This is a genomic window from Christiangramia flava JLT2011, assembly GCF_001951155.1.
Lineage (GTDB): Bacteria > Bacteroidota > Bacteroidia > Flavobacteriales > Flavobacteriaceae > Christiangramia > Christiangramia flava.
In genome coordinates this window covers 2,758,835-2,779,292 of sequence record NZ_CP016359.1, presented here as the reverse complement: position 1 = coordinate 2,779,292, position 20,458 = coordinate 2,758,835, and the positions used below count along the sequence as shown (strand labels likewise).

Sequence of the window (20,458 nt, the reverse complement as noted above, 5' to 3'; positions counted from 1 at the left end):
CTTTAGCGCTTGTTGGCTTTTCAATTCTGTAACTTTGGGTAAAACCGAAGATTATGAACAAGGTCCACAAAGAATACGACCTCATTTGTGCGGGCGGTGGAATCATGAGCGCCACCCTTTCACTGATGCTGAAGCTCATAGATCCAAATATCAGGATCATCATTTTTGAAAGGCTGGACCAGGTTGCCCAGGAAAGCACCAAAGCCTGGAACAATGCTGGAACAGGACATTCGGCTTTCTGTGAACTCAATTATACTCCTGAAAAGGAAGACGGAAGTATTGATATTTCCAAGGCTGTTCAGATATTTCAGCAGTTTGAAAAATCCAAACAGTTCTGGTCGTACCTGGTTAAACAAAAACTTATACAAGATCCACAATCTTTTATTCACAGTATTCCGCATCATGCCTGGGTAGAAGGTGCTAAAAATGTGGAATTTCTGAAAAAGCGTTTTGAGGCGATGACTTCAAAATTCATGTTTGAAAAAATGCAATTTTCAGAAGATCATTCCAGGTTAGCGCAGTGGTTCCCCCTGATTATGAAAGACCGTAAGCAGGAAGAAAAAATGGCTGCCACACAAATGGAGCTGGGAACCGGAGTGAATTTTGGTGCGCTAACCGAAACGTATTTTAAGATCCTCGAGGAGCAATTTGAGGTTCCGGTATGGCGTAATCATGAAGTGGAAGATATCGACCCCGACGGCCCGGATGAATGGTCTGCAATTGTAAAAAATAGAGATACCGGTGAAAAATTCTATTTTGATGCCGAGCATATATTTATAGGTGCCGGTGGTGGTGCCTTACCCCTTTTGCAAAAATGTGAGATCCAAGAAAAAGAAGGATACGGCGGTTTTCCGGTGAGCGGTCAATGGTTATTCTGTAAGAATCGAGAAGTGATCGAAAAACACGATGCGAAAGTGTACAGCAAAGCCGGAGTGGATGCGCCACCCATGAGCGTACCACACCTGGATTCCCGCTATATCAACGGAAAAAAAGAATTGCTGTTTGGTCCCTTTGCCGGTTTTAGCAGTAAATTTTTAAAACAGGGGTCGTTACTGGACCTCCCTTTGTCATTACGTTTCGATAACCTGCCCTCGATGTGGGGTGTTTTCTGGCATAATTTGCCGCTTACCAAATACCTCATCGAGCAGGTTACCATGGATCATGAAGACCGAATGGAAGATCTTCGGAAATTCGTGAAAGATGCCAGATCGGAAGATTGGGAATTGAAAGTTGCCGGTCAACGTGTCCAGATCATTAAACGCGACGAAGAAGGCGGTGTTCTGGAATTCGGAACTGATGTTGTTCACAGTAAAGATGGGAAAATTACCGCATTATTGGGTGCTTCACCAGGCGCGTCCACGGCGGTTCACATCATGCTGGAAGTCATGCAAATCGCTTTTCCTGAAAAAATCCAGACCAAAGAATTCCAGGAAAAATTACACAAAATGATCCCTTTCTGGAATCGAAATGTAGAAGAGCATGAAGCCGAATTTCGAGAAGTCCAGGCCAGATGTTCTCAACTATTGAATTTAGCGGTCAGTCATTAAATAAAAAAACCTCCTATAAAAGGAGGTTTTTTCTTTGGAGCCGATGGAGGGACTCGAACCCACGACCTGCTGATTACAAATCAGCTGCTCTAGCCAGCTGAGCTACATCGGCAACTTATTATAAAGCGTTAAGCTTTTCTACAAGTTCACTAGCCTTATCCTGCAATTCTTTCTGAATTTCTGTGAAGTGTTTTTTCTTGTTCTCCACATCGCGACGGTTGATCTTGTTGATTAATTCATCATAATCTCTGATCGCCTCGTCTACAATAGCTTCAGATTTTGCAGTATCCTCTTTAGGATTGGCCATCTGGTGGATGTAAGCAGCGTCGATGATATCACCAAACACATAATTTACATCCTTTTTTAGTAATCTTTTACTCGGCATGACATCTAAATTTCGGCAGCGAATTTACACCTTTTTTCAATATGGAAGTCAAATTTGGAGAAAAATTTAGCGACGGTCTTTCTTCAGTACGGCAAGTGCCTCAGGCATATGTCTTTGAGCGTTCATACTATTGAAGCGGTGCAACAATTTTCCTTCGGCATCAAAAACAAAAGTCTCTCTGCCCGGCAACATTCCTAATAAACTGGATTTAACGCCGAATGACTTTCGCGCTTTTTTATTAGCATCTGAAAGGAGTATAAAAGGTAGATTCAGTTTACCGGCAAACTTCTGATGAGAAGATTCAGAATCTGAACTGATTCCTACCACCTCTGCTCCCAGATCCTGAAAATCCTGGTAGCTGTCTCTGAAATTACAGGCCTCCTTGGTACAGCCCGGAGTAAAATTCTTCGGATAAAAATAGATTACTGCTGGTTTTCCTATGAGTTGTTGAAGTTGAAAATCTTCCCCTCTCTGATCTTTCAACCTAATTTCCGGTATGTGGTCTCCTGTTTCCATCAATCACCTTTATATGTCACAAAATTCCTAGGAGTTTCGTAAAGCGTCACCTTAAGGTCATGCTCTTGCATAATTTTCTTCCGAAGTTTATTCCAGATCACTACCGCAATATTTTCAGCAGTTGGTATGAGATCCTGAAATTCCGGGACTTCCAGGTTCAGGTTCTTATGATCAAAAGCTTCTTCGATCTCTTCGAAAATAAGGTCCTTCAGTATCTTCAGGTCCATGACAAAGCCTGTTTCGGGATCTGGTTCCCCGGTTACGGAAACGATCAGTTCGTAATTGTGCCCGTGGTAATGTGGGTTACTGCATTTTCCAAAAACTTCAAAATTCCTGGAATCATCCCAATCCTTGCGGAACAAACGGTGCGCAGCATTAAAATGAGCTTTTCTGTGTACGGTGATCCTCATTATTGAATATGCGAATAATATTTATCGAAAATGATCTTGAACCATTCCGTATAAATGCCGGGATTGGCGCTCATATCTTTTTTCAGTTCTTCGAGATCCACCCACTTCCAGCTGGCAACTTCATCAGGATTGGGTTGTGGCGCTTCTTCATATTTCCCAACCAGAATGTGGTCAAATTCGTGTTCTGTAAGACCATTATCAAACGGCGCCTTATAGATAAACGAAATGGTATCCTTCAATTCCGTACTGAAGCCCATCTCTTCCATCAATCTTCTTTTTCCCGCAGCGATATTGCTTTCACCCTCCCGCTGATGACTGCAACAGGTATTGGTCCACAGGCCTGGAGAATGGTATTTGGTAAGCGCGCGCTGCTGGATCATCAGCTCATTTCTGTCGTTAAAAACAAAAACCGAAAAGGCTCTGTGCAGCAAGGCTTTTTCATGGGCTTCAATTTTTTCCATAAGCCCGATCTGCTCATCTTTTTCGTTTACCAGTATTACTTTTTCCTGTGTCATTTATAAAATTGAAGTCCAAATGTACAAAAACACGATTTTCTTTTGCAAGAACACTACCTAAGCAATTCTTAAAGTTTAATTTTTCCTTCATACAGGTCGCAGTTGATGGAAAGTATGAATTCGGAACGCCGGTTCCGTTCGTGGTCGGCCTCGCTACAGGGCACACCGTTCCTGCAATTGTTCACCGGTTCGTTCTCGCCGTAGCCCCTGCCTGAAATCCTTAACGAATCTACGCCCTTCTCGATAAGGTAATTTCTGGTGGCTTTTACACGATCTTCGGAAAGGCGGATATTGTATACATCGTCTGCTCTGCTATCAGTATGCGAACGGATGTCCAGCAATAATTCGGGGTATTCGACCATGTATGCGGCAATTTCGTCCAGTTCTTTTGCCGCCTTCGATTTGATTACTGCCTTATCGAGATCGAAAACGATTGGATCCAGTTTCAGCATTTTCGCAAGGTCATCCCCTACCCGGGCGGCGAAGATGCGATCTCCCCTGATATTCTGAAACTGAATAATATTCTCGCGTCTTTTGATTTCCGTAGCATAAAAACTATAATTGAAGAACATGCGCAAAGCCGCAATATTCTGCGGCGCATCACCAGAAATATCGTGGGAAGCCTGGTACATAACGAGCCCGTTTTTAGGCTCATCAAAAGCATGACCATAGATCACCACGCAACCCGGGCCACTGGAAAGCTCCGGAATATCTGGGGTTGTGGTGTCGATAAGTATCTGCCGCGTTTCCTTTCGCCATGCATTGGCTTTCTTCGGATAAAAAATCCGCTCGGAACCATTGATCATCGCCTGATCACTTTTCCCGATATACTGCGCCACAGGATCTGAAGCCAACTGGTTTTGGTAAGGTGGCGTGGCATAACGATGTTCGTAGTACGGGATCAACCCGGTCGTGCGTGCCCCCGCAGCCCCGGCTGATAAAAAATTAAGCTGAATGATCTTTTCCCCGTATCGTCCAGTTCCATGAAGGTTTTCCAGCATACTGCCCGCGTGGCATCCCGCCCAGATCGCACCTTTAAATTTGGTGTTCCAGTAATATAAATTCTGGTGTGAATCAAATTTTGGTTCGGCATGTGGCATTACAAAAATATCGTCACAAATATCCAGTTCTGCAGGTGTCTTCCAATGTTCGGGGCTGTTACCACCGTAAGCTTCGGAAGGAATAGCAGCTGCTTTGAAGAAACTCAGGGCAATACTGCCATTTTGTTTATCGAGCGTCCATTTGGGAACAACCGATAGTTCCGTATAAACAGGCAGACTACGATTTTCGGGCAAATACATCCCCAGAACTCCTTTTGCTTCCCACTTTTCAATCAATTCCCGAACTTTTGGCGTGATATAAGAAACAGGAATAATGAAAGAACCCGAACGGAAATCCTGTCCACCCATACTAAAATCAATACCATCCTTCTTCTTTTCGGGGTTGATCACCCATTTCACTTCTACCTGATTTTCTTTCAGCAACTGGTATAAGAAACCATAAGGTTTGAGTGCGTTCGACTTAGTTTGCGGGGTGACTCCCAGGTTCAATGCGTAGGATCCCGCAGGAATCACTTCTGTTTTGGTTTGGGCCCTGGCCGAAAAGAGGAAGATCAGCAAGATGCTTATGAGTAAAAACGATCGGTTTGGTAGGGCTGGAAACATTTTTCAAGGCTAAAGCTAAGGCTTCTTACAAATTACGCTTTTTAGCCGAATCCTGATTCAAAAAAGGCTGGCGCTTGCATGGAAAAGTCTTCCGAAGGCCTTCTGAAATTCGCCAAAATAATAGTATTTTTGCCGCTCGTAATTCATGGCCATGAAGCATAATCAGAAAGAGATCAACAAAAGAAGAACCTTTGGTATCGTTTCTCACCCAGATGCCGGTAAAACCACGCTTACTGAAAAGCTGCTGCTTTTTGGTGGAGCGATCCAGGAAGCCGGGGCGGTGAAATCTAATAAGATCAAGAAAGGAGCGACCAGTGACTTTATGGAAATTGAACGCCAAAGGGGAATTTCTGTAGCGACTTCGGTGCTGGCTTTTGAATACGAAGGCATCAAGATCAATATCCTGGATACGCCCGGTCACAAAGATTTCGCGGAAGATACTTTTAGAACGCTTACCGCCGTAGACAGCGTGATCGTTGTGGTAGATGTAGCGAAAGGGGTAGAAGAGCAAACTGAAAAACTCGTGGAGGTTTGCCGTATGCGGAATATCCCGATGATCGTTTTCATCAATAAACTGGACCGTGAGGGGAAAGATGCTTTCGAACTGCTGGATGAAATTGAGCAAAAACTGAACTTAACGGTGACCCCGCTTAGTTTTCCTATCGGGATGGGATATGATTTTAAAGGAATCTACAATATTTGGGAAAAGAACGTGAACCTGTTTACGGGTGATCCTCGAAAAGATATTGAAGAAACCATCGAGATCGATGACCTTTCTTCCAGTGAACTAGATGACCTGATTGGTGAAAAATCGGCCGGGACTTTAAGAGATGAACTCGAACTGGCTCAGGGTGTTTATCCGGAATTTGATCGCCAGGCTTATCTCGAAGGCCGCCTGCAACCGGTTTTCTTCGGTTCGGCGCTTAATAATTTCGGGGTACGGGAGCTACTGGATTGCTTTATCAGTATTGCTCCTCCACCAAGACCTAAAGAAAGTGATACCCGACTGGTAAAACCCGATGAAAAAGATTTTACCGGTTTTGTTTTCAAGATCCATGCTAACATGGACCCGAAACACCGGGACAGACTCGCATTCGTAAAGATCGTTTCCGGTAAATTCGAAAGAAACAAGAATTACCTGCACGTTCGAAATGGCAAGAATATGAAGTTTTCTTCACCCAATGCATTTTTTGCTGAAAAGAAAGAGGTAATAGATGTTTCCTGGCCTGGTGATATTGTGGGACTTCACGACACCGGGAATTTTAAAATAGGTGATACGCTTACCGAAGGTGAGCAGCTGATGTATAAAGGAATTCCAAGTTTTTCTCCCGAGCATTTCCGCTATATCAATAACGCCGATCCCATGAAGTCCAAGCAATTGGAAAAAGGAATTGACCAGTTGATGGATGAAGGTGTGGCACAGCTTTTTGTGTTGGAACTGAACGGTCGTAAGATCATCGGGACCGTAGGCGCACTTCAGTTTGAGGTAATTCAGTATCGTCTGGAGCACGAATATGGTGCAAAGTGTACCTATGAGAACCTGAATGTTCACAAAGCTACCTGGGTAGAACCGGAAGATCCGAAGAATGAAGAATTCCAGGATTTTAAAAGAGTGAAATCTAAATTCTTAGCAAAGGATAAATCTGGGCAATTGGTGTTTTTAGCTGATTCACCATTCAGTTTGCAGATGACCCAGCAGAAATATCCTTCTATTAAATTTCATTTTACTTCAGAATTTTAGAAAAGGCCTGAGATTCCGTATTAAAAAAGCGCAATTTTCTCTATTTTCGGGGACAAAGCTTTTTTATGGACCAAATCGATCAGTTTATTGCTGAATTTGCCTCTTTTGTGTGGGGTATTCCTCTTGTTATATTGCTCATTGGCGGCGGGTTATTTTTACTGGTCTACTCCAGGTTTCTTCCTTTTCGATATTTGGGCCATTCCGTAGAAGTGCTTCGAGGTAAATACAACAACCCAAACGATCCTGGTGATATCAATCATTTCCAGGCATTGTCTACTGCCCTTTCCTCGACCGTGGGCATGGGAAATATTGCGGGCGTCGCCGTGGCAATCGCCGTTGGTGGACCTGGGGCGATCTTCTGGCTATGGGTTAGCGCTATTGTAGGAATGGCGACCAAGTTTTTCACCAATACCCTGGCCGTAATGTACCGCGGAAAAGATACTGAAGGCAAGATCCAGGGTGGCGTCATGTATTTTATAGTGGAAGGTCTTGGCAAAAAATGGAAGCCGCTGGCGGCATTTTTTGCCATCGCAGGTTTAGTGGGAGCTTTGCCCGTATTCAATGTCAACCAGCTTACACAGGCCATCAATTTTATACTGTTAGAACCTAATAATATAGAAACCGGATTCACTTCCAGCCTGATAATCGGGATTATCCTTACCCTGATCACAACCATCGTCATCATAGGCGGGTTGGATCGCATCAGCAAAACAGTTTCCAAACTGGTACCGGCGATGGTCGCGCTGTACTTTGTTTCCGTATTGATCATTCTCTTTGTGAATGCCGATGTGGTTTTGCATTATTTCGGCCTTATTTTCACTGATGCTTTTGCCGCGAATAACTATAAAGGTGATCCCTTGCTCGGCGGAATGCTGGGTGGCCTCATCCTTCTCGGGATTCGGCGGGGTGCTTTTTCAAACGAAGCGGGTATCGGGACGGCAACTATGGCCCATGGAGCCAGTAAGACCACCGAGCCGGTTCGGGAAGGTTTAATCGCCATGCTGGGCCCGGCAATCGACACGCTGGTGGTTTGCACCCTCACCGCAATGGCCATTTTAGTAACCGGCGTCTGGCAAACGAGCGACGAAAATGGTGTAAGCCTCACCGCTGCAGCATTTGAACAGTCCATTCCATACATCGGGCAGTACCTTTTGCTATTATGCATCCTGGCATTCAGCATTAGCTCGCTGTTCTCCTATTCTTATTACGGAACGAAATGCCTGTCATTCCTGATAGGTGCCGAAAACAAAAAATATTACAACTACATTTACATTATCAGTATAATTATTGGCGCTACCACCACGCTTAGCTTTATCCTGAATCTCATCGATGGATTTTTCGCGTTAATGGCTATCCCAACCATGATTTCAACGTTGATTATGGCTCCAAGGGTTATGAAAGCGGCACGGATCTATTTTGAGAAATACCTTTAAGAGCAGTAAAAACTATTGATCGCATCAGTCAGTTTCCTAATTTCCTGGGAAGTATGAGCTGCGGAAAGAACGATTTTGCTTAGCAGTGGCGAGTCTGGCAACGGATAATGGAAGTTGGTTGTAATGATTTTTTCCGAATAGAGGTGCCTGGTTAATGCCTCGTCGTCATATGTAAACACCGGATGTTGAGGCATAGAAATCGCTTGAAAATCGGAAACTACCTCCTTCTGAAATTGATCAATATTCTTCCGAAGTATTTTTAATTGCTCCCGGCATAAGATTTCAGATTGCATGAAACCCTGAAGCGCAGCTGGGGACGGCGGACTTCCTCCTCCATAAAAACTGAAATTTCGCAGTGCTTCAATTCTTTCAGAATTTGCAGCAATTATGCCACAGGGTGTAGCCAGCGCTTTTCCCAACGATCCGCAAATGATCAGTTCCCCAGACGAAAATTTTTGAAGAAAATCAGGCAAACCAAATCCATCATCGCCAAGCAGTCCAAGACCATGAGAATCATCTACCACTAAAATGACATTTTTTAGATCTAGTTTGGAAAGCCATGCGAAATCTGGAAAATTGTTCCCATCGAAATCGATACTATCGAGAAATAAAACGCATTTCCGGTTCCCGTTTTTCTCCATTTTTGATTCAAGATGCTGAAAATTCTCAGTTTTCACACTATCCTTCCCGATCAAGGCCGGGTGCGTATGAGGTGCACAAAACTGCGGAATTTGCTGAATACTGAAATACTGCGTGAGCATTTGCCCGGCAAGATAACCAGATGAAACGCAAATAGCCTCTTCAGCCTGAAGCCTGTGGGAAATAAAATTTTCAAATTCCTGAAAAACGGAGAGCTTAATATTCGCCTTCCTGGACGCGCCAAAATTGGTTCCCCATTTCCGTATACCTGAAATGATTTTTTCCTGGAACTCGGTATGATATTGCAGCCCGAGATAAGAGGTGCCTCCAAAATACAGAAATTCACCTTCCTGAGTTTGCAGCTTTGTTCCAGCACCCTGATGAAGTTCGTGATTCATTACAGCAATCTTACACCGCTGCCGGCAACTTCGGGAAAAACGATTTTTCCACCGTCCAGGATCTGAACTCCTGTAGCGATATCTTCCTTCAGGAGCATGGCTCCATCCATATCCACATAATCAAGCTGCGGCAAAAGCTGCGCGATCGCCGAGATGCCAACGCTGCTCTCGGTCATACAACCCACCATAACTTTCAGGTTCAATTCACGAGCTTTTTGGATCATTCGCAACGCCGGAGTGAGTCCGCCGCATTTGGTTAATTTTATATTGATGCCGTCAAAATACCCGGCACATTTGGGCACATCTTCTTCTAAGATGCAACTCTCATCAGCAATTATCGGGAGAGCTGAATGTTCTTTCAGTTTTTTGAGTCCTTCGAGATCTTCCGGTTTTAAGGGTTGTTCCAGGAATTCCACCCCGAGTTCCTTCAGTTTATGAGAAAGCTCAATAGCCTGCTCACTGGTCCAGCCACAATTGGCATCCACACGGAAACGCGCATCGGTTTCCCTACGCAACTGCTCAACGATCTCGAGGTCGCGGTCTGACCCTAGCTTGATCTTATAAATTGGCCAGGGTTGCTCTATCATTTTCTCCACCATTTTTTCAACGGAATCGATCCCAATGGTAAAATTGGTAATCGGGTAATTTTCCGGCGAGGTATTCCAAATGGCATAGAGTGGCTTTTTCAGCAGTTTTCCGTAGAGATCGTGAGCCGCAAGATCCAGCGCACAGATGCTGAAATTAGACAGTTCTTTCCCAACCAGGAAATCGTGGAACTTTTCCGGAGTCTGGAAATCGAAGTGCTCAATCTCCGTACGGATAGTCTCAATTTCAGCCTGCATACTTTCAAAAGTGATCTTGTAATACGGATTGGAGGTCGCTTCGCCGTAACCGGTCTCGCCGTCCTGGCTCAGGCAGGCAATGAGCGTATCCTGCGTGTCGTGCGATTCCCGCGAAATAGTAAAAGTGTGTTTGAGTTGTAACACGTATTTTTTTAGCTCCAGTTTCATATAGTTACTACTGAAAATTTGATAATTGATAGAATGGTTTAAGCCTGACCGGTTGGACCGAAGTTCAATGGCATCGGTGCTTTTTCATAATCCCTGATCTCTCCATGCGCCTGTTCGAATTTCGCCACATTTTCACCAAGAGCTTTCAGAAGGCGTTTCGCGTGTTGAGGGGTAAGAATGATGCGGGATTTCACTTTGCTTTTTGGCCTTCCTGGCATAATATTCACAAAATCGACCACAAATTCGGAAACCGAATGATTGATAATGGCTAAATTGGAATAGGTTCCTTCGGCCACGGCTTCATCCAGTTCTATATTGATCCTTCCCTGCTTATTTTTCTTTTCTTCACTCATAATAATAGTTTTGTTCAAGTTACTTATTAATAATCAAAAGTAGTTTCTCTGTAAAAGATATAATCTGAAACGATTGGTTCAAGGCCCGATTTTCGGAATTCTGAAGCGATCTGCCCGCGATGGTAGGTTGCATGGTTCAGCGTATGAAAAATAATGTCTCCTATAGTCCTTTCATAATAATCACCTTTCGTGTTCTTATAGGCAATGACTTCGTTGAGCTTCCTATCCTTCAGGATTTTCTGTGTTTCGAGATAATTCTGATCTTCCAGTTTCCGTAATTCTTCAGCTTCAAATATTTTCCATACTCCCAGCCTGTTGGGAATGCCTAAAATTCGGGAATTCCAGACGCTGCTGGCATTCAGGATATGAGACAGCAATATTTTAGATTTTTCTGAAAGCCTTTTGGAGTTTTCAGCATCTGAAAAGATTTCGATCAGTTTCAGATTGTAAAAATGGGAATAGTCCAACAGGTTCTGGAAAAACGCCTTCATATTCCAAATATCGGGATAAAAAGAAAAAGGCTCGCAATTGCGAGCCTTTTTTCAGATTATATCAGTAGGAATTAGTTAAAATTCACTTCCTGTTTTCTCTCCAGCATTTCGTCGAATTCTTCTTTAGAACCTACAATAATGCTATCGTATCTTCTCATACCTGTACCTGCAGGAATTTTGTGTCCTACAATTACATTTTCCTTCAATCCTTCAAGCTCATCGATCTTACCGCTAACGGCAGCCTCGTTCAACACCTTCGTAGTTTCTTGGAAGGATGCAGCCGAGATGAACGACTTGGTTTGAAGTGATGCTCTGGTAATACCCTGCAGAACTGGATTCGCTGTTGCTGGAATCACGTCTCTTGCAGTCGCCAGGTTCTTATCTTCTCTTCTCAGAATGGAGTTCTCATCTCTAAGATCTCTAGGAGAAATGATTTGTCCGGCTTTCAGTCTTTCAGAATCACCGGCATCTTCAATCACCTTCATTCCGAATAACTTGTTATTCTCATCGATGAAATCATCTTTGTGAACCAGCTGGTTTTCCAGGAAGATGGTATCTCCCGGATCCACGATCTGTACCTTACGCATCATCTGTCTTACTACAACCTCGAAGTGCTTATCATTAATCTTCACACCCTGAAGTCTATAAACTTCCTGAACCTCGTTCACAAGATACTGTTGTACCGCGTTAGGTCCTTTAATGTTCAGAATATCTTCCGGAGTGATGGAACCATCTGAAAGTGGCATACCAGCTCTCACGTAGTCATTTTCCTGAACCAGGATCTGGTTAGAAAGTTTTACAAGATATTTCTTAATCTCTCCTAGTTTCGATTCTACGATGATCTCGCGATTACCACGCTTGATCTTACCGAATGATACCACACCGTCGATTTCAGAAACAACTGCCGGGTTCGATGGGTTACGTGCTTCGAAAAGTTCGGTTACCCTTGGAAGACCACCGGTAATATCACCCGCTTTAGAGGATTTACGTGGAATCTTCACCAAAATCTTACCTACGCCAATCTTCTCGCCGTTATCTACCATCAGGTGAGCACCTACTGGCAGGTTGTACGAACGGATCACTTCATCTTTCTTACCAAGAATGTGAAGCGTTGGAATCAATTTCTTGTTACGAGATTCAGAAATTACTTTTTCCTGGAATCCTGTTTGCTCATCGATCTCAACCTGGTATGTTATACCTTGTTCCACATTCTCATACTTGATCTTACCAGCAAATTCAGAAATAATCACACCGTTATATGGATCCCAGGTACAGATCACATCGCCTTTCTTCACTTCAGCTCCGTCTTCAATATTGATAGACGCACCGTAAGGGATGTTGTTGTTACTAAGAACCACTCCGGTTTTCTTATCCTTGATCTTCACTTCAGCAGTACGAGAAATCACGATTTCAGAAGTACCTCCATCAGGAGCTTCTCCCTGAACTACTTTCAGATCTTCAATTTCAGCGATACCGTTGAATTTGGCTTCCAGTCGGTTTTCTTCAGAAATGTTACCTGCAATACCTCCCACGTGGAATGTACGCAGTGTAAGCTGTGTTCCAGGCTCACCAATAGACTGAGCGGCCACTACACCTACTGCCTCACCTGTCTGAACCATCTTATTGGTAGCCAGGTTACGACCGTAACACTTGATACAGATACCTTTCTTAGCCTCACAAGTTAATGGAGAGCGTACTTCTACGCTTTCGATTGGCGCTGCATCTATTTTCTTCACAATCTCTTCCGTGATCTCTTCATTAGCCGCAACTAACAATTCTTCAGTTGAAGGATCGTATACATCATTTAAGGAAATACGTCCCAAAATTCTTTCACCAAGAGATTCCACGATCTCTTCGTTTTTCTTCAATGGGCGCACTTCTACTCCACGTAAAGTTCCACAGTCATCTTCATTTACGATCACATCCTGAGAAACATCTACCAGTCGACGGGTTAGGTAACCAGCATCGGCCGTTTTAAGAGCGGTATCGGCAAGACCTTTACGCGCACCGTGAGTAGAGATAAAGTATTCCAAAATCGAAAGACCTTCCTTAAAGTTCGAAAGAATCGGGTTTTCGATAATTTCACCTCCACCGGAATTTGACTTCTTCGGCTTGGCCATCAGACCACGCATACCGGTAAGCTGACGAATCTGCTCTTTACTACCACGGGCTCCGGAATCAAGCATCATATATACCGAGTTGAATCCTTGCTTATCTTCACGAATACGTTTCATCGCCAATTCGGTTAGACCGGCATTGGTAGACGTCCAGATATCAATTACCTGGTTGTAACGCTCGTTGTTGGTAATCAATCCCATATTATAGTTTCCGATGATCGCTTCCACCTGTTCATTGGCCTCGTCGATCATAGATTGTTTCTCTGCAGGAATGATAATATCACCCAGGCTGAAAGAAAGACCTCCACGGAATGCAAAACCATAACCTAGACCCTTGATCTTATCAAGGAAATCTGCAGTTTCTGGCACGCTTGTATTTCTAAGGATCTTACCAATGATCTCACGAAGCGATTTTTTGGTCAGTACCTCGTTGATGAAACCGGCTATTTCAGGCACTGTTTCGTTGAAAAGTACTCTACCAACAGTGGTGTCGATAATCTGGTAAACCAGTTCTCCTTTATCGTTATAATCTTTTGTTCTGATCTTGATACCTGCGTTCAGGTCTACTTTCTTCTGGTTATAAGCAATTACCAGCTCTTCCGCAGAATAGAAAGTCAATCCTTCACCTTTTACTGGTTCCTCATCAGTAGATTTCTTATGCTTGGTCATATAATAAAGACCCAAAACCATATCCTGAGATGGTACTGTAATTGGTGAACCGTTCGCAGGGTTCAGGATGTTATGAGAAGCCAGCATCAATAACTGTGCTTCCAGAATCGCTTCTGGTCCAAGTGGCAAGTGAACCGCCATCTGGTCACCATCGAAATCGGCGTTGAATGCCGTACACGCTAGTGGGTGAAGCTGAATTGCCTTACCTTCAATAAGTTTAGGCTGGAATGCCTGGATTCCCAGACGGTGAAGCGTAGGAGCACGGTTCAATAATACCGGATGACCCTTCAATACGTTCTCCAGAATATCCCAAACTACAGGTTCTTTTTTATCGATAATCTTCTTGGCAGATTTCACGGTCTTCACAATTCCTCTTTCGATCAGTTTTCTGATGATAAAAGGCTTGTAAAGCTCTGCCGCCATATTCTTCGGAAGACCACACTCGTACATCTTCAATTCTGGTCCTACAACGATTACCGAACGTGCCGAATAATCCACACGCTTACCAAGCAGGTTCTGACGGAAACGCCCTTGTTTACCTTTCAATGAATCTGAAAGTGATTTCAACGGACGGTTAGAATCAGTTTTTACTGCTGATGATTTTCTTGTATTATCGAATAAGGAGTCTACAGATTCCTGAAGCATACGTTTTTCGTTACGCAGGATTACTTCAGGAGCTTTGATCTCCATTAAACGCTTCAGACGGTTGTTACGAATAATTACACGACGGTAAAGATCGTTCAAATCTGAAGTTGCGAAACGACCACCATCAAGAGGCACTAACGGTCTCAATTCTGGCGGGATCACAGGAACAACCTTCATGATCATCCACTCCGGAAGGTTCTCGCGGTTTTCATTCGCATCACGGAAAGCTTCCACAACTTGTAGTCTCTTAAGAGCTTCAGTTTTACGTTGTTTGGAAGTTTCGTTATTCGCTTTATGTCTCAATTCATAAGAAAGCTCATCAAGATCGATTCTTTTCAAGATCTCGATAAGACATTCAGCACCCATTTTCGCGATGAATTTATTTGGATCGCTATCTTCTAAATATTGGTTTTCCTGTGGAAGTTCATCTAAAATGTTCAGATATTCTTCTTCCGTTAAGAAATCCATTTTTTTCAACGGCTTTCCTTCTTCATCCTTCGCATTACCTGGCTGGATCACTACATATCTTTCGTAGTAGATGATCATATCCAGTTTCTTGGAAGGAAGTCCTAGCAAATAACCAATTTTGTTAGGAAGAGAACGGAAATACCAGATGTGTGCAACAGGAACAACAAGGTTGATGTGCCCCACGCGGTCTCTACGTACTTTTTTCTCAGTAACTTCAACACCACAGCGGTCACAAACGATCCCCTTGTACCGGATTCTCTTATATTTACCACAAGCACACTCATAATCCTTTACAGGACCAAAAATACGCTCACAAAACAAACCGTCACGCTCAGGCTTGTGCGTACGGTAGTTAATGGTTTCCGGTTTTAGGACTTCACCACGAGATTCTGCGAGGATGGACTCGGGAGAAGCTAAACCGATAGAGATCTGGTTAAACCTCTGCACTGTATTTTTATCATTATTTCTAGCCATAATAAACGCTGCTAATTATTGTGAATATTCCGTTTAATTGGGGCCACTTGCGCAGCCCCGACAAACAGAATGTTATTCTTCAAGTTTAATATCCAATCCGAGTCCTTTCAATTCGTGCATTAACACGTTGAAAGATTCCGGCAATCCTGGTTCCGGCATTGGCTCACCCTTCACGATAGACTCGTAAGTCTTCGCTCTACCGATCACGTCATCAGACTTCACAGTAAGGATTTCTCTAAGCGTACTTGAAGCACCGTATGCCTCAAGAGCCCAAACCTCCATCTCACCAAATCGCTGACCACCAAATTGTGCCTTACCACCAAGCGGCTGCTGGGTAATAAGTGAGTATGGACCAATTGATCTGGCATGCATTTTATCGTCGATCATGTGACCTAGTTTCAACATATAGATCACACCTACAGTTGCTCTTTGGTCAAAACGCTCTCCGGTTCCACCGTCATACAGGTAAGTATGTCCAAATCTTGGAATTCCAGCTTCGTCTGTCAATTCATTGATCTGATCGATCGTAGCTCCATCAAAAATAGGAGTAGCATATTTCTTACCTAATTTCTGACCTGCCCAACCAAGAACGGTTTCATAGATCTGACCGATGTTCATACGTGATGGTACCCCAAGTGGGTTCAACACGATGTCTACCGGAGTTCCATCTTCCAGGAATGGCATATCCTCCTGTCGAACGATACGAGCAACAATACCTTTGTTACCGTGACGTCCCGCCATCTTATCCCCAACTTTCAGCTTACGTTTCTTAGCGATGTAAACTTTAGCCAGTTTCAAGATACCTGAAGGCAGCTCATCTCCTACAGAAATAGTGAACTTCTCTCTTCTCAGGTTACCCTGAAGATCGTTTTCCTTAATTTTGTAATTATGGATAAGATCTGCTACAAGTTCGTTCAGGTGATCATCAGTAGTCCATGTTCCGCTGGTAAGATGCGTATAATCATCTACCGCGTTTAACATTTTCAAGGTATATTTTTTACCTTTTGGAAGTACTTCTTCTCCAAGGTCATTTTGGACACCCTGAGCAGTTTTCCCACCAACAATGGCGAACAACTTCTCTACTAATTCAGACTTAAGAACTGCGAATTTCGCTTCGTATTTCTTCTCAAGTGCTGCAACATCTTCCTTATCCTGAGCTCTCTTGCGCTTATCTTTAATCGCTCTTGCGAACAATTTCTTGTCGATTACAACACCGCTTAATGATGGAGAAGCTTTCAAAGAAGCATCTTTCACATCACCGGCCTTGTCACCAAAGATCGCACGAAGAAGTTTTTCTTCCGGCGTTGGATCGCTTTCTCCTTTTGGAGTGATCTTACCAATAAGAATATCACCAGGCTTCACTTCAGCACCCACGCGAATCATTCCATGCTCGTCAAGATCTTTAGTAGCATCTTCAGAAACGTTTGGAATATCGTTGGTCAATTCTTCATTCCCCAGCTTGGTATCTCTAACTTCCAGCGAATATTCATCAATATGGATAGAGGTGAAAATATCATCTCTTACCACTTTTTCAGAAATTACGATCGCATCCTCAAAGTTATACCCTTTCCAAGGCATGAAAGCCACTTTCATGTTTCTACCAAGCGCCAGCTCCCCTTTTTCGGTTGCATAACCCTGGCAAAGCACCTGTCCTTTAGTAACTCTGTCACCAACGCTAACGATTGGCTTCAGGTTGATACAGGTTCCCTGGTTGGTTTTTCTAAATTTGATCAGATCGTAAGATTTGGAATCAGAATCAAAGCTTACCATACGCTCTTCATCAGTACGATCGTATTTGATAATGATCTTATTGGCATCTACATATTCTACTTCTCCTTCTCCTTCAGCATTGATCAAAACACGAGAATCTGTAGCTACCTGTCTTTCAAGACCAGTTCCCACGATTGGAGAATCTGCTCTTAATAAAGGTACCGCCTGGCGCATCATATTCGATCCCATCAGTGCACGGTTCGCATCATCATGCTCCAGGAATGGAATAAGAGATGCTGAAATGGACGAAATCTGGTTCGGAGCAACGTCAGTATAATGTACTTCTTTTGGATCCACAACCGGGAAGTCACCTTCCATACGTGCAATAACACGATCTGCTTCGATGGTTCCGTCATCTTTTAACGGAATGTTCGCCTGAGCGATCATTTTTCCTTCTTCCTCTTCGGCGCTCAGGTATATAGGTTCTTCGGAAATGTTGATTTTTCCTTCAGAAACTGTACGGTATGGAGTTTCAATGAAGCCCATTCCGTTTACCTTAGCATAAACTGAAAGTGAAGAGATCAAACCAATGTTTGGACCTTCCGGAGTTTCAATAGGGCAAAGTCTTCCGTAGTGCGTATAATGAACGTCACGCACCTCGAAACCTGCTCTTTCTCTTGATAAACCACCTGGCCCTAGTGCAGAAAGACGACGCTTGTGCGTGATCTCTGCCAGCGGGTTGGTCTGGTCCATGAACTGAGACAACTGGTTGGTACCAAAGAAAGAGTTGATCACAGAAGAAAGTGTCTTCGCGTTGATCAAATCAATTGGGGTAAACACCTCGTTGTCACGAACGTTCATTCGCTCACGGATCGTTCTTGCCATACGAGCAAGCCCTACACCAAACTGCTGAGATAATTGCTCTCCTACAGTTCTAACACGACGGTTAGAGAGGTGATCGATATCATCGATTTCCGCTTTAGAGTTGATCAGTTCGATCAAATATTTTACAATAGTGATGATGTCTTCTTTGGTCAGCACCTGCTGAGACATATCAACATCAAGACCTAATTTTTTATTCATTCTGTATCGACCAACTTCACCAAGGCTGTATCGCTGATCAGAGAAGAAAAGCTTGTCTATAATACCACGAGCTGTTTCTTCATCTGGCGGTTCCGCATTACGAAGCTGACGATAGATATGTTCTACCGCTTCTTTTTCAGAGTTGGTAGGATCTTTTTGTAATGTATTGTGAATAATAGCGTAGTCCCCGGTCTGGTTATCTTCCTTATGAAGAAGGATTGTTTTGGTTCCGGTTTCCAGGATCTCGTCGATGTGATCTTTCTCTAATTCTGTATCACGATCCAGTACGATCTCGTTACGCTCAATTGAAACAACCTCTCCTGTATCTTCATCAACAAAATCTTCATACCAGGTGTTCAATACACGGGCGGCTAATTTACGCCCAAGAACTTTTTTAAGTCCTGATTTGGAAACTTTCACTTCTTCAGCAAGATCGAAAATCTCCAAAATATCCTTATCACGCTCAAATCCAATGGCGCGGAAAAGCGTGGTTACAGGTAATTTTTTCTTACGATCGATATAAGCGTACATAACGCTGTTAATATCGGTAGCAAATTCAATCCATGAACCTTTGAAAGGAATTACACGGGCTGAATATAATTTTGTTCCATTAGCATGGAAAGACTGTCCAAAGAATACTCCTGGAGAACGGTGTAACTGAGAAACAACAACGCGCTCTGCCCCATTGATACAAAAAGTACCGCTTGGAGTCATATAAGGGATAGTCCCCAGGTATACGTCCTGTACGATGGTTTCAAAATCTTCGTGCTCAGGGTCTGTACAGTATAGCTTAAGCCTTGCTTTAAGCGGCACACTGTAAGTTAGTCCGCGTTCGATACATTCCTGGATGGAATATCTTGGCGGGTCCACAAAATAATCTAAGAATTCTAGTACAAATTGATTACGGGTGTCCGTAATAGGGAAGTTTTCTAGGAAGGTGTTGTAAAGACCTTCATTTCCCCGTTCTTCTGATTTTGTTTCTAACTGGAAGAAGTCCTGAAACGACTTAATCTGCAGATCCAGAAAATCTGGATAAGCAGGCTTGTTCTTCACAGATGAGAAACTCAATCTTTCAGTTTGCTTTGCTAACATCAATGGACGGAATTATAATAATTTATCAAAAAAAATCGTGCGATACAAACCTTTGGCTCTATATACGCAAAAGGGTTTAGACCTTCAGGAGTACATCCTGAGGCCTAAACCTAAATAATATTGCTTTCGTCAAGCTTATTTAAGCTCAACCTCAGCTCCTGCTTCTTCTAATTGCTTTTTAAGAGCTTCAGCTTCATCTTTAGCAACTCCTTCCTTAACTGGCTTAGGAGCACCATCAACTAGTTCTTTAGCATCTTTAAGACCTAGACCTGTAAGTTCTTTTACAAGTTTAACTACTGCCAATTTAGATCCACCTGGAGCTTTAAGAATTACGTCGAATTCAGTTTGCTCTTCAGCTTCTTCACCACCACCAGCAGCAGCACCACCAGCAACAGCTACTGCAGCAGCAGCAGGCTCGATACCATATTCTTCTTTTAAAATATCAGCTAACTCGTTTACTTCTTTTACAGTAAGGTTAACCAACTGTTCTGCGAAATCTTTTAAATCTGCCATTTTCTATCGTTTTTAAAAAGTTCTTTAAAATTTATATTTGTTAAAAAGTGCGTACTAAATTATCCTTCTTTTTCTGAAAGGGTCTTAAGAATTCCTGCCAGTTTACCGCCACCAGATTTAAGGGCAGAAACCACATTCTTAGCAGGAGACTGAAGAAGTCCAACGATATCTCCAATAACTTCTTCTTTAGACTTGATGTTTACAAGTGTATCTAGATAGTTATCTCCAACATAGATCGCTTCTTCTACAAAAGCTCCTTTCAATAAAGGTTTTTCAGATTTTTTTCTGAATTCCTTGATCACTTTCGCCGGAGCGTTTCCGGTTTCTGAAAGCATGATCGAGGTATTGCCTTTTAAAACCGTTGGAAGTTCCCCGAAATCTTTTTCAGTTGCTTCCATCGCCTTAGCTAGCAATGTATTTTTAACTACCGACAATTTTACGTTTGCTTTAAAACAAGCACGACGCAAGTTTGACGTACTTCCGGCATCAAGACCAGAAATGTCAGCTAAATAGATAGTATTGGTTTCAGCTAACTGGGCAGTTAAATCTTCTATTACTCTTGATTTTTCTTCTCTTGTCATAATA

16 protein-coding genes and 1 tRNA gene are annotated in these 20,458 nt (G+C 43.1%); 3 read left to right on the top strand and 14 right to left on the bottom strand.

Translation table 11 applies throughout. The annotated features are described in order from the left end of the window. Positions 1 to 53 precede the first annotated feature (53 nt). Entirely contained in the window at positions 54 to 1,547 is a 1,494-nt protein-coding gene (mqo, locus tag GRFL_RS12145) for a malate dehydrogenase (quinone) (protein ID WP_083644876.1), read from the top strand. Positions 1,548 to 1,582: 35 nt separating this feature from the next. Here mqo and GRFL_RS12140 read toward each other — a convergent pair. From GRFL_RS12140 to GRFL_RS12115, 6 genes are all read right to left on the bottom strand, one after another. Then, positions 1,583 to 1,659 (bottom strand) — tRNA-Thr (locus tag GRFL_RS12140). Positions 1,660 to 1,665: 6 nt separating this feature from the next. Beyond that, entirely contained in the window at positions 1,666 to 1,932 is a 267-nt protein-coding gene (locus tag GRFL_RS12135) for a hypothetical protein (protein WP_083644875.1), read from the bottom strand. Between the two features lie 66 nt (positions 1,933 to 1,998). Beyond that, positions 1,999 to 2,448: a peroxiredoxin gene (locus GRFL_RS12130; RefSeq protein ID WP_083644874.1), complete on the bottom strand. Its 450-nt coding sequence runs from the start codon at positions 2,446 to 2,448 to the stop codon at positions 1,999 to 2,001. Beyond that, entirely contained in the window at positions 2,448 to 2,858 is a 411-nt protein-coding gene (locus GRFL_RS12125) for a 6-pyruvoyl trahydropterin synthase family protein (protein WP_083644873.1), read from the bottom strand. The genes GRFL_RS12130 and GRFL_RS12125 overlap by 1 nt, the downstream gene beginning before the upstream one ends. Beyond that, on the bottom strand, positions 2,858 to 3,373 hold the full coding sequence (gene idi / locus GRFL_RS12120) for an isopentenyl-diphosphate Delta-isomerase (RefSeq protein WP_083644872.1): 516 nt from the start codon (positions 3,371 to 3,373) through the stop codon (positions 2,858 to 2,860). Before idi ends, GRFL_RS12125 begins: the two co-directional genes overlap by 1 nt. A 68-nt stretch (positions 3,374 to 3,441) precedes the next feature. Beyond that, a complete protein-coding gene (locus GRFL_RS12115; protein ID WP_083644871.1) occupies positions 3,442 to 5,037 on the bottom strand; it encodes an OmpA family protein in 1,596 nt (531 codons plus the stop codon). Positions 5,038 to 5,188: 151 nt separating this feature from the next. Here GRFL_RS12115 and GRFL_RS12110 point away from each other — a divergent pair, with 151 nt between their 5' ends. Further along, a complete protein-coding gene (locus GRFL_RS12110; protein ID WP_083644870.1) occupies positions 5,189 to 6,778 on the top strand; it encodes a peptide chain release factor 3 in 1,590 nt (529 codons plus the stop codon). A gap of 65 nt (positions 6,779 to 6,843) precedes the next feature. Next, on the top strand, positions 6,844 to 8,211 hold the full coding sequence (locus tag GRFL_RS12105) for an alanine/glycine:cation symporter family protein (RefSeq protein WP_083644869.1): 1,368 nt from the start codon (positions 6,844 to 6,846) through the stop codon (positions 8,209 to 8,211). Here GRFL_RS12105 and GRFL_RS12100 read toward each other — a convergent pair. From GRFL_RS12100 to rplJ, 8 genes are all read right to left on the bottom strand, one after another. Beyond that, entirely contained in the window at positions 8,208 to 9,248 is a 1,041-nt protein-coding gene (locus GRFL_RS12100) for an aminotransferase class I/II-fold pyridoxal phosphate-dependent enzyme (protein ID WP_083644868.1), read from the bottom strand. The genes GRFL_RS12105 and GRFL_RS12100 overlap by 4 nt on opposite strands. Continuing rightward, positions 9,248 to 10,258: a dipeptide epimerase gene (locus GRFL_RS12095; RefSeq protein WP_083644867.1), complete on the bottom strand. Its 1,011-nt coding sequence runs from the start codon at positions 10,256 to 10,258 to the stop codon at positions 9,248 to 9,250. Before GRFL_RS12095 ends, GRFL_RS12100 begins: the two co-directional genes overlap by 1 nt. Before the next feature lie 38 nt (positions 10,259 to 10,296). Then, complete coding sequence (locus GRFL_RS12090; protein WP_083644866.1) at positions 10,297 to 10,611, bottom strand: DUF3467 domain-containing protein; 315 nt, start codon at positions 10,609 to 10,611, stop codon at positions 10,297 to 10,299. A 26-nt stretch (positions 10,612 to 10,637) separates the two neighbouring features. Continuing rightward, entirely contained in the window at positions 10,638 to 11,102 is a 465-nt protein-coding gene (locus GRFL_RS12085) for a DinB family protein (RefSeq protein WP_083644865.1), read from the bottom strand. Positions 11,103 to 11,173: 71 nt separating this feature from the next. Continuing rightward, entirely contained in the window at positions 11,174 to 15,475 is a 4,302-nt protein-coding gene (gene rpoC / locus GRFL_RS12080; RefSeq protein ID WP_083644864.1) for a DNA-directed RNA polymerase subunit beta', read from the bottom strand. 72 nt (positions 15,476 to 15,547) lie between these two features. Next, a complete protein-coding gene (rpoB, locus tag GRFL_RS12075; protein ID WP_083644863.1) occupies positions 15,548 to 19,360 on the bottom strand; it encodes a DNA-directed RNA polymerase subunit beta in 3,813 nt (1,270 codons plus the stop codon). A 135-nt stretch (positions 19,361 to 19,495) separates the two neighbouring features. Continuing rightward, the gene (rplL, locus tag GRFL_RS12070; RefSeq protein WP_083644862.1) at positions 19,496 to 19,873 is read right to left on the bottom strand and encodes a 50S ribosomal protein L7/L12; all 378 of its coding nucleotides are present in this window, start codon (positions 19,871 to 19,873) and stop codon (positions 19,496 to 19,498) included. Positions 19,874 to 19,932: 59 nt separating this feature from the next. After that, complete coding sequence (rplJ, locus tag GRFL_RS12065) at positions 19,933 to 20,454, bottom strand: 50S ribosomal protein L10 (RefSeq protein WP_083644861.1); 522 nt, start codon at positions 20,452 to 20,454, stop codon at positions 19,933 to 19,935. Positions 20,455 to 20,458: the final 4 nt, after the last annotated feature.

What these genes read in the sequence shown, in the direction of transcription:
- mqo (WP_083644876.1), top strand. Translation starts at nt 54, where the DNA reads ATGAACAAGGTCCACAAAGAATACGACCTCATTTGTGCGGGCGGTGGA.
- GRFL_RS12135 (WP_083644875.1), bottom strand. Translation starts at nt 1,932, where the DNA reads ATGCCGAGTAAAAGATTACTAAAAAAGGATGTAAATTATGTGTTTGGT.
- GRFL_RS12130 (WP_083644874.1), bottom strand. Translation starts at nt 2,448, where the DNA reads ATGGAAACAGGAGACCACATACCGGAAATTAGGTTGAAAGATCAGAGA.
- GRFL_RS12125 (WP_083644873.1), bottom strand. Translation starts at nt 2,858, where the DNA reads ATGAGGATCACCGTACACAGAAAAGCTCATTTTAATGCTGCGCACCGT.
- idi (WP_083644872.1), bottom strand. Translation starts at nt 3,373, where the DNA reads ATGACACAGGAAAAAGTAATACTGGTAAACGAAAAAGATGAGCAGATC.
- GRFL_RS12115 (WP_083644871.1), bottom strand. Translation starts at nt 5,037, where the DNA reads ATGTTTCCAGCCCTACCAAACCGATCGTTTTTACTCATAAGCATCTTG.
- GRFL_RS12110 (WP_083644870.1), top strand. Translation starts at nt 5,189, where the DNA reads ATGAAGCATAATCAGAAAGAGATCAACAAAAGAAGAACCTTTGGTATC.
- GRFL_RS12105 (WP_083644869.1), top strand. Translation starts at nt 6,844, where the DNA reads ATGGACCAAATCGATCAGTTTATTGCTGAATTTGCCTCTTTTGTGTGG.
- GRFL_RS12100 (WP_083644868.1), bottom strand. Translation starts at nt 9,248, where the DNA reads ATGAATCACGAACTTCATCAGGGTGCTGGAACAAAGCTGCAAACTCAG.
- GRFL_RS12095 (WP_083644867.1), bottom strand. Translation starts at nt 10,258, where the DNA reads ATGAAACTGGAGCTAAAAAAATACGTGTTACAACTCAAACACACTTTT.
- GRFL_RS12090 (WP_083644866.1), bottom strand. Translation starts at nt 10,611, where the DNA reads ATGAGTGAAGAAAAGAAAAATAAGCAGGGAAGGATCAATATAGAACTG.
- GRFL_RS12085 (WP_083644865.1), bottom strand. Translation starts at nt 11,102, where the DNA reads ATGAAGGCGTTTTTCCAGAACCTGTTGGACTATTCCCATTTTTACAAT.
- rpoC (WP_083644864.1), bottom strand. Translation starts at nt 15,475, where the DNA reads ATGGCTAGAAATAATGATAAAAATACAGTGCAGAGGTTTAACCAGATC.
- rpoB (WP_083644863.1), bottom strand. Translation starts at nt 19,360, where the DNA reads ATGTTAGCAAAGCAAACTGAAAGATTGAGTTTCTCATCTGTGAAGAAC.
- rplL (WP_083644862.1), bottom strand. Translation starts at nt 19,873, where the DNA reads ATGGCAGATTTAAAAGATTTCGCAGAACAGTTGGTTAACCTTACTGTA.
- rplJ (WP_083644861.1), bottom strand. Translation starts at nt 20,454, where the DNA reads ATGACAAGAGAAGAAAAATCAAGAGTAATAGAAGATTTAACTGCCCAG.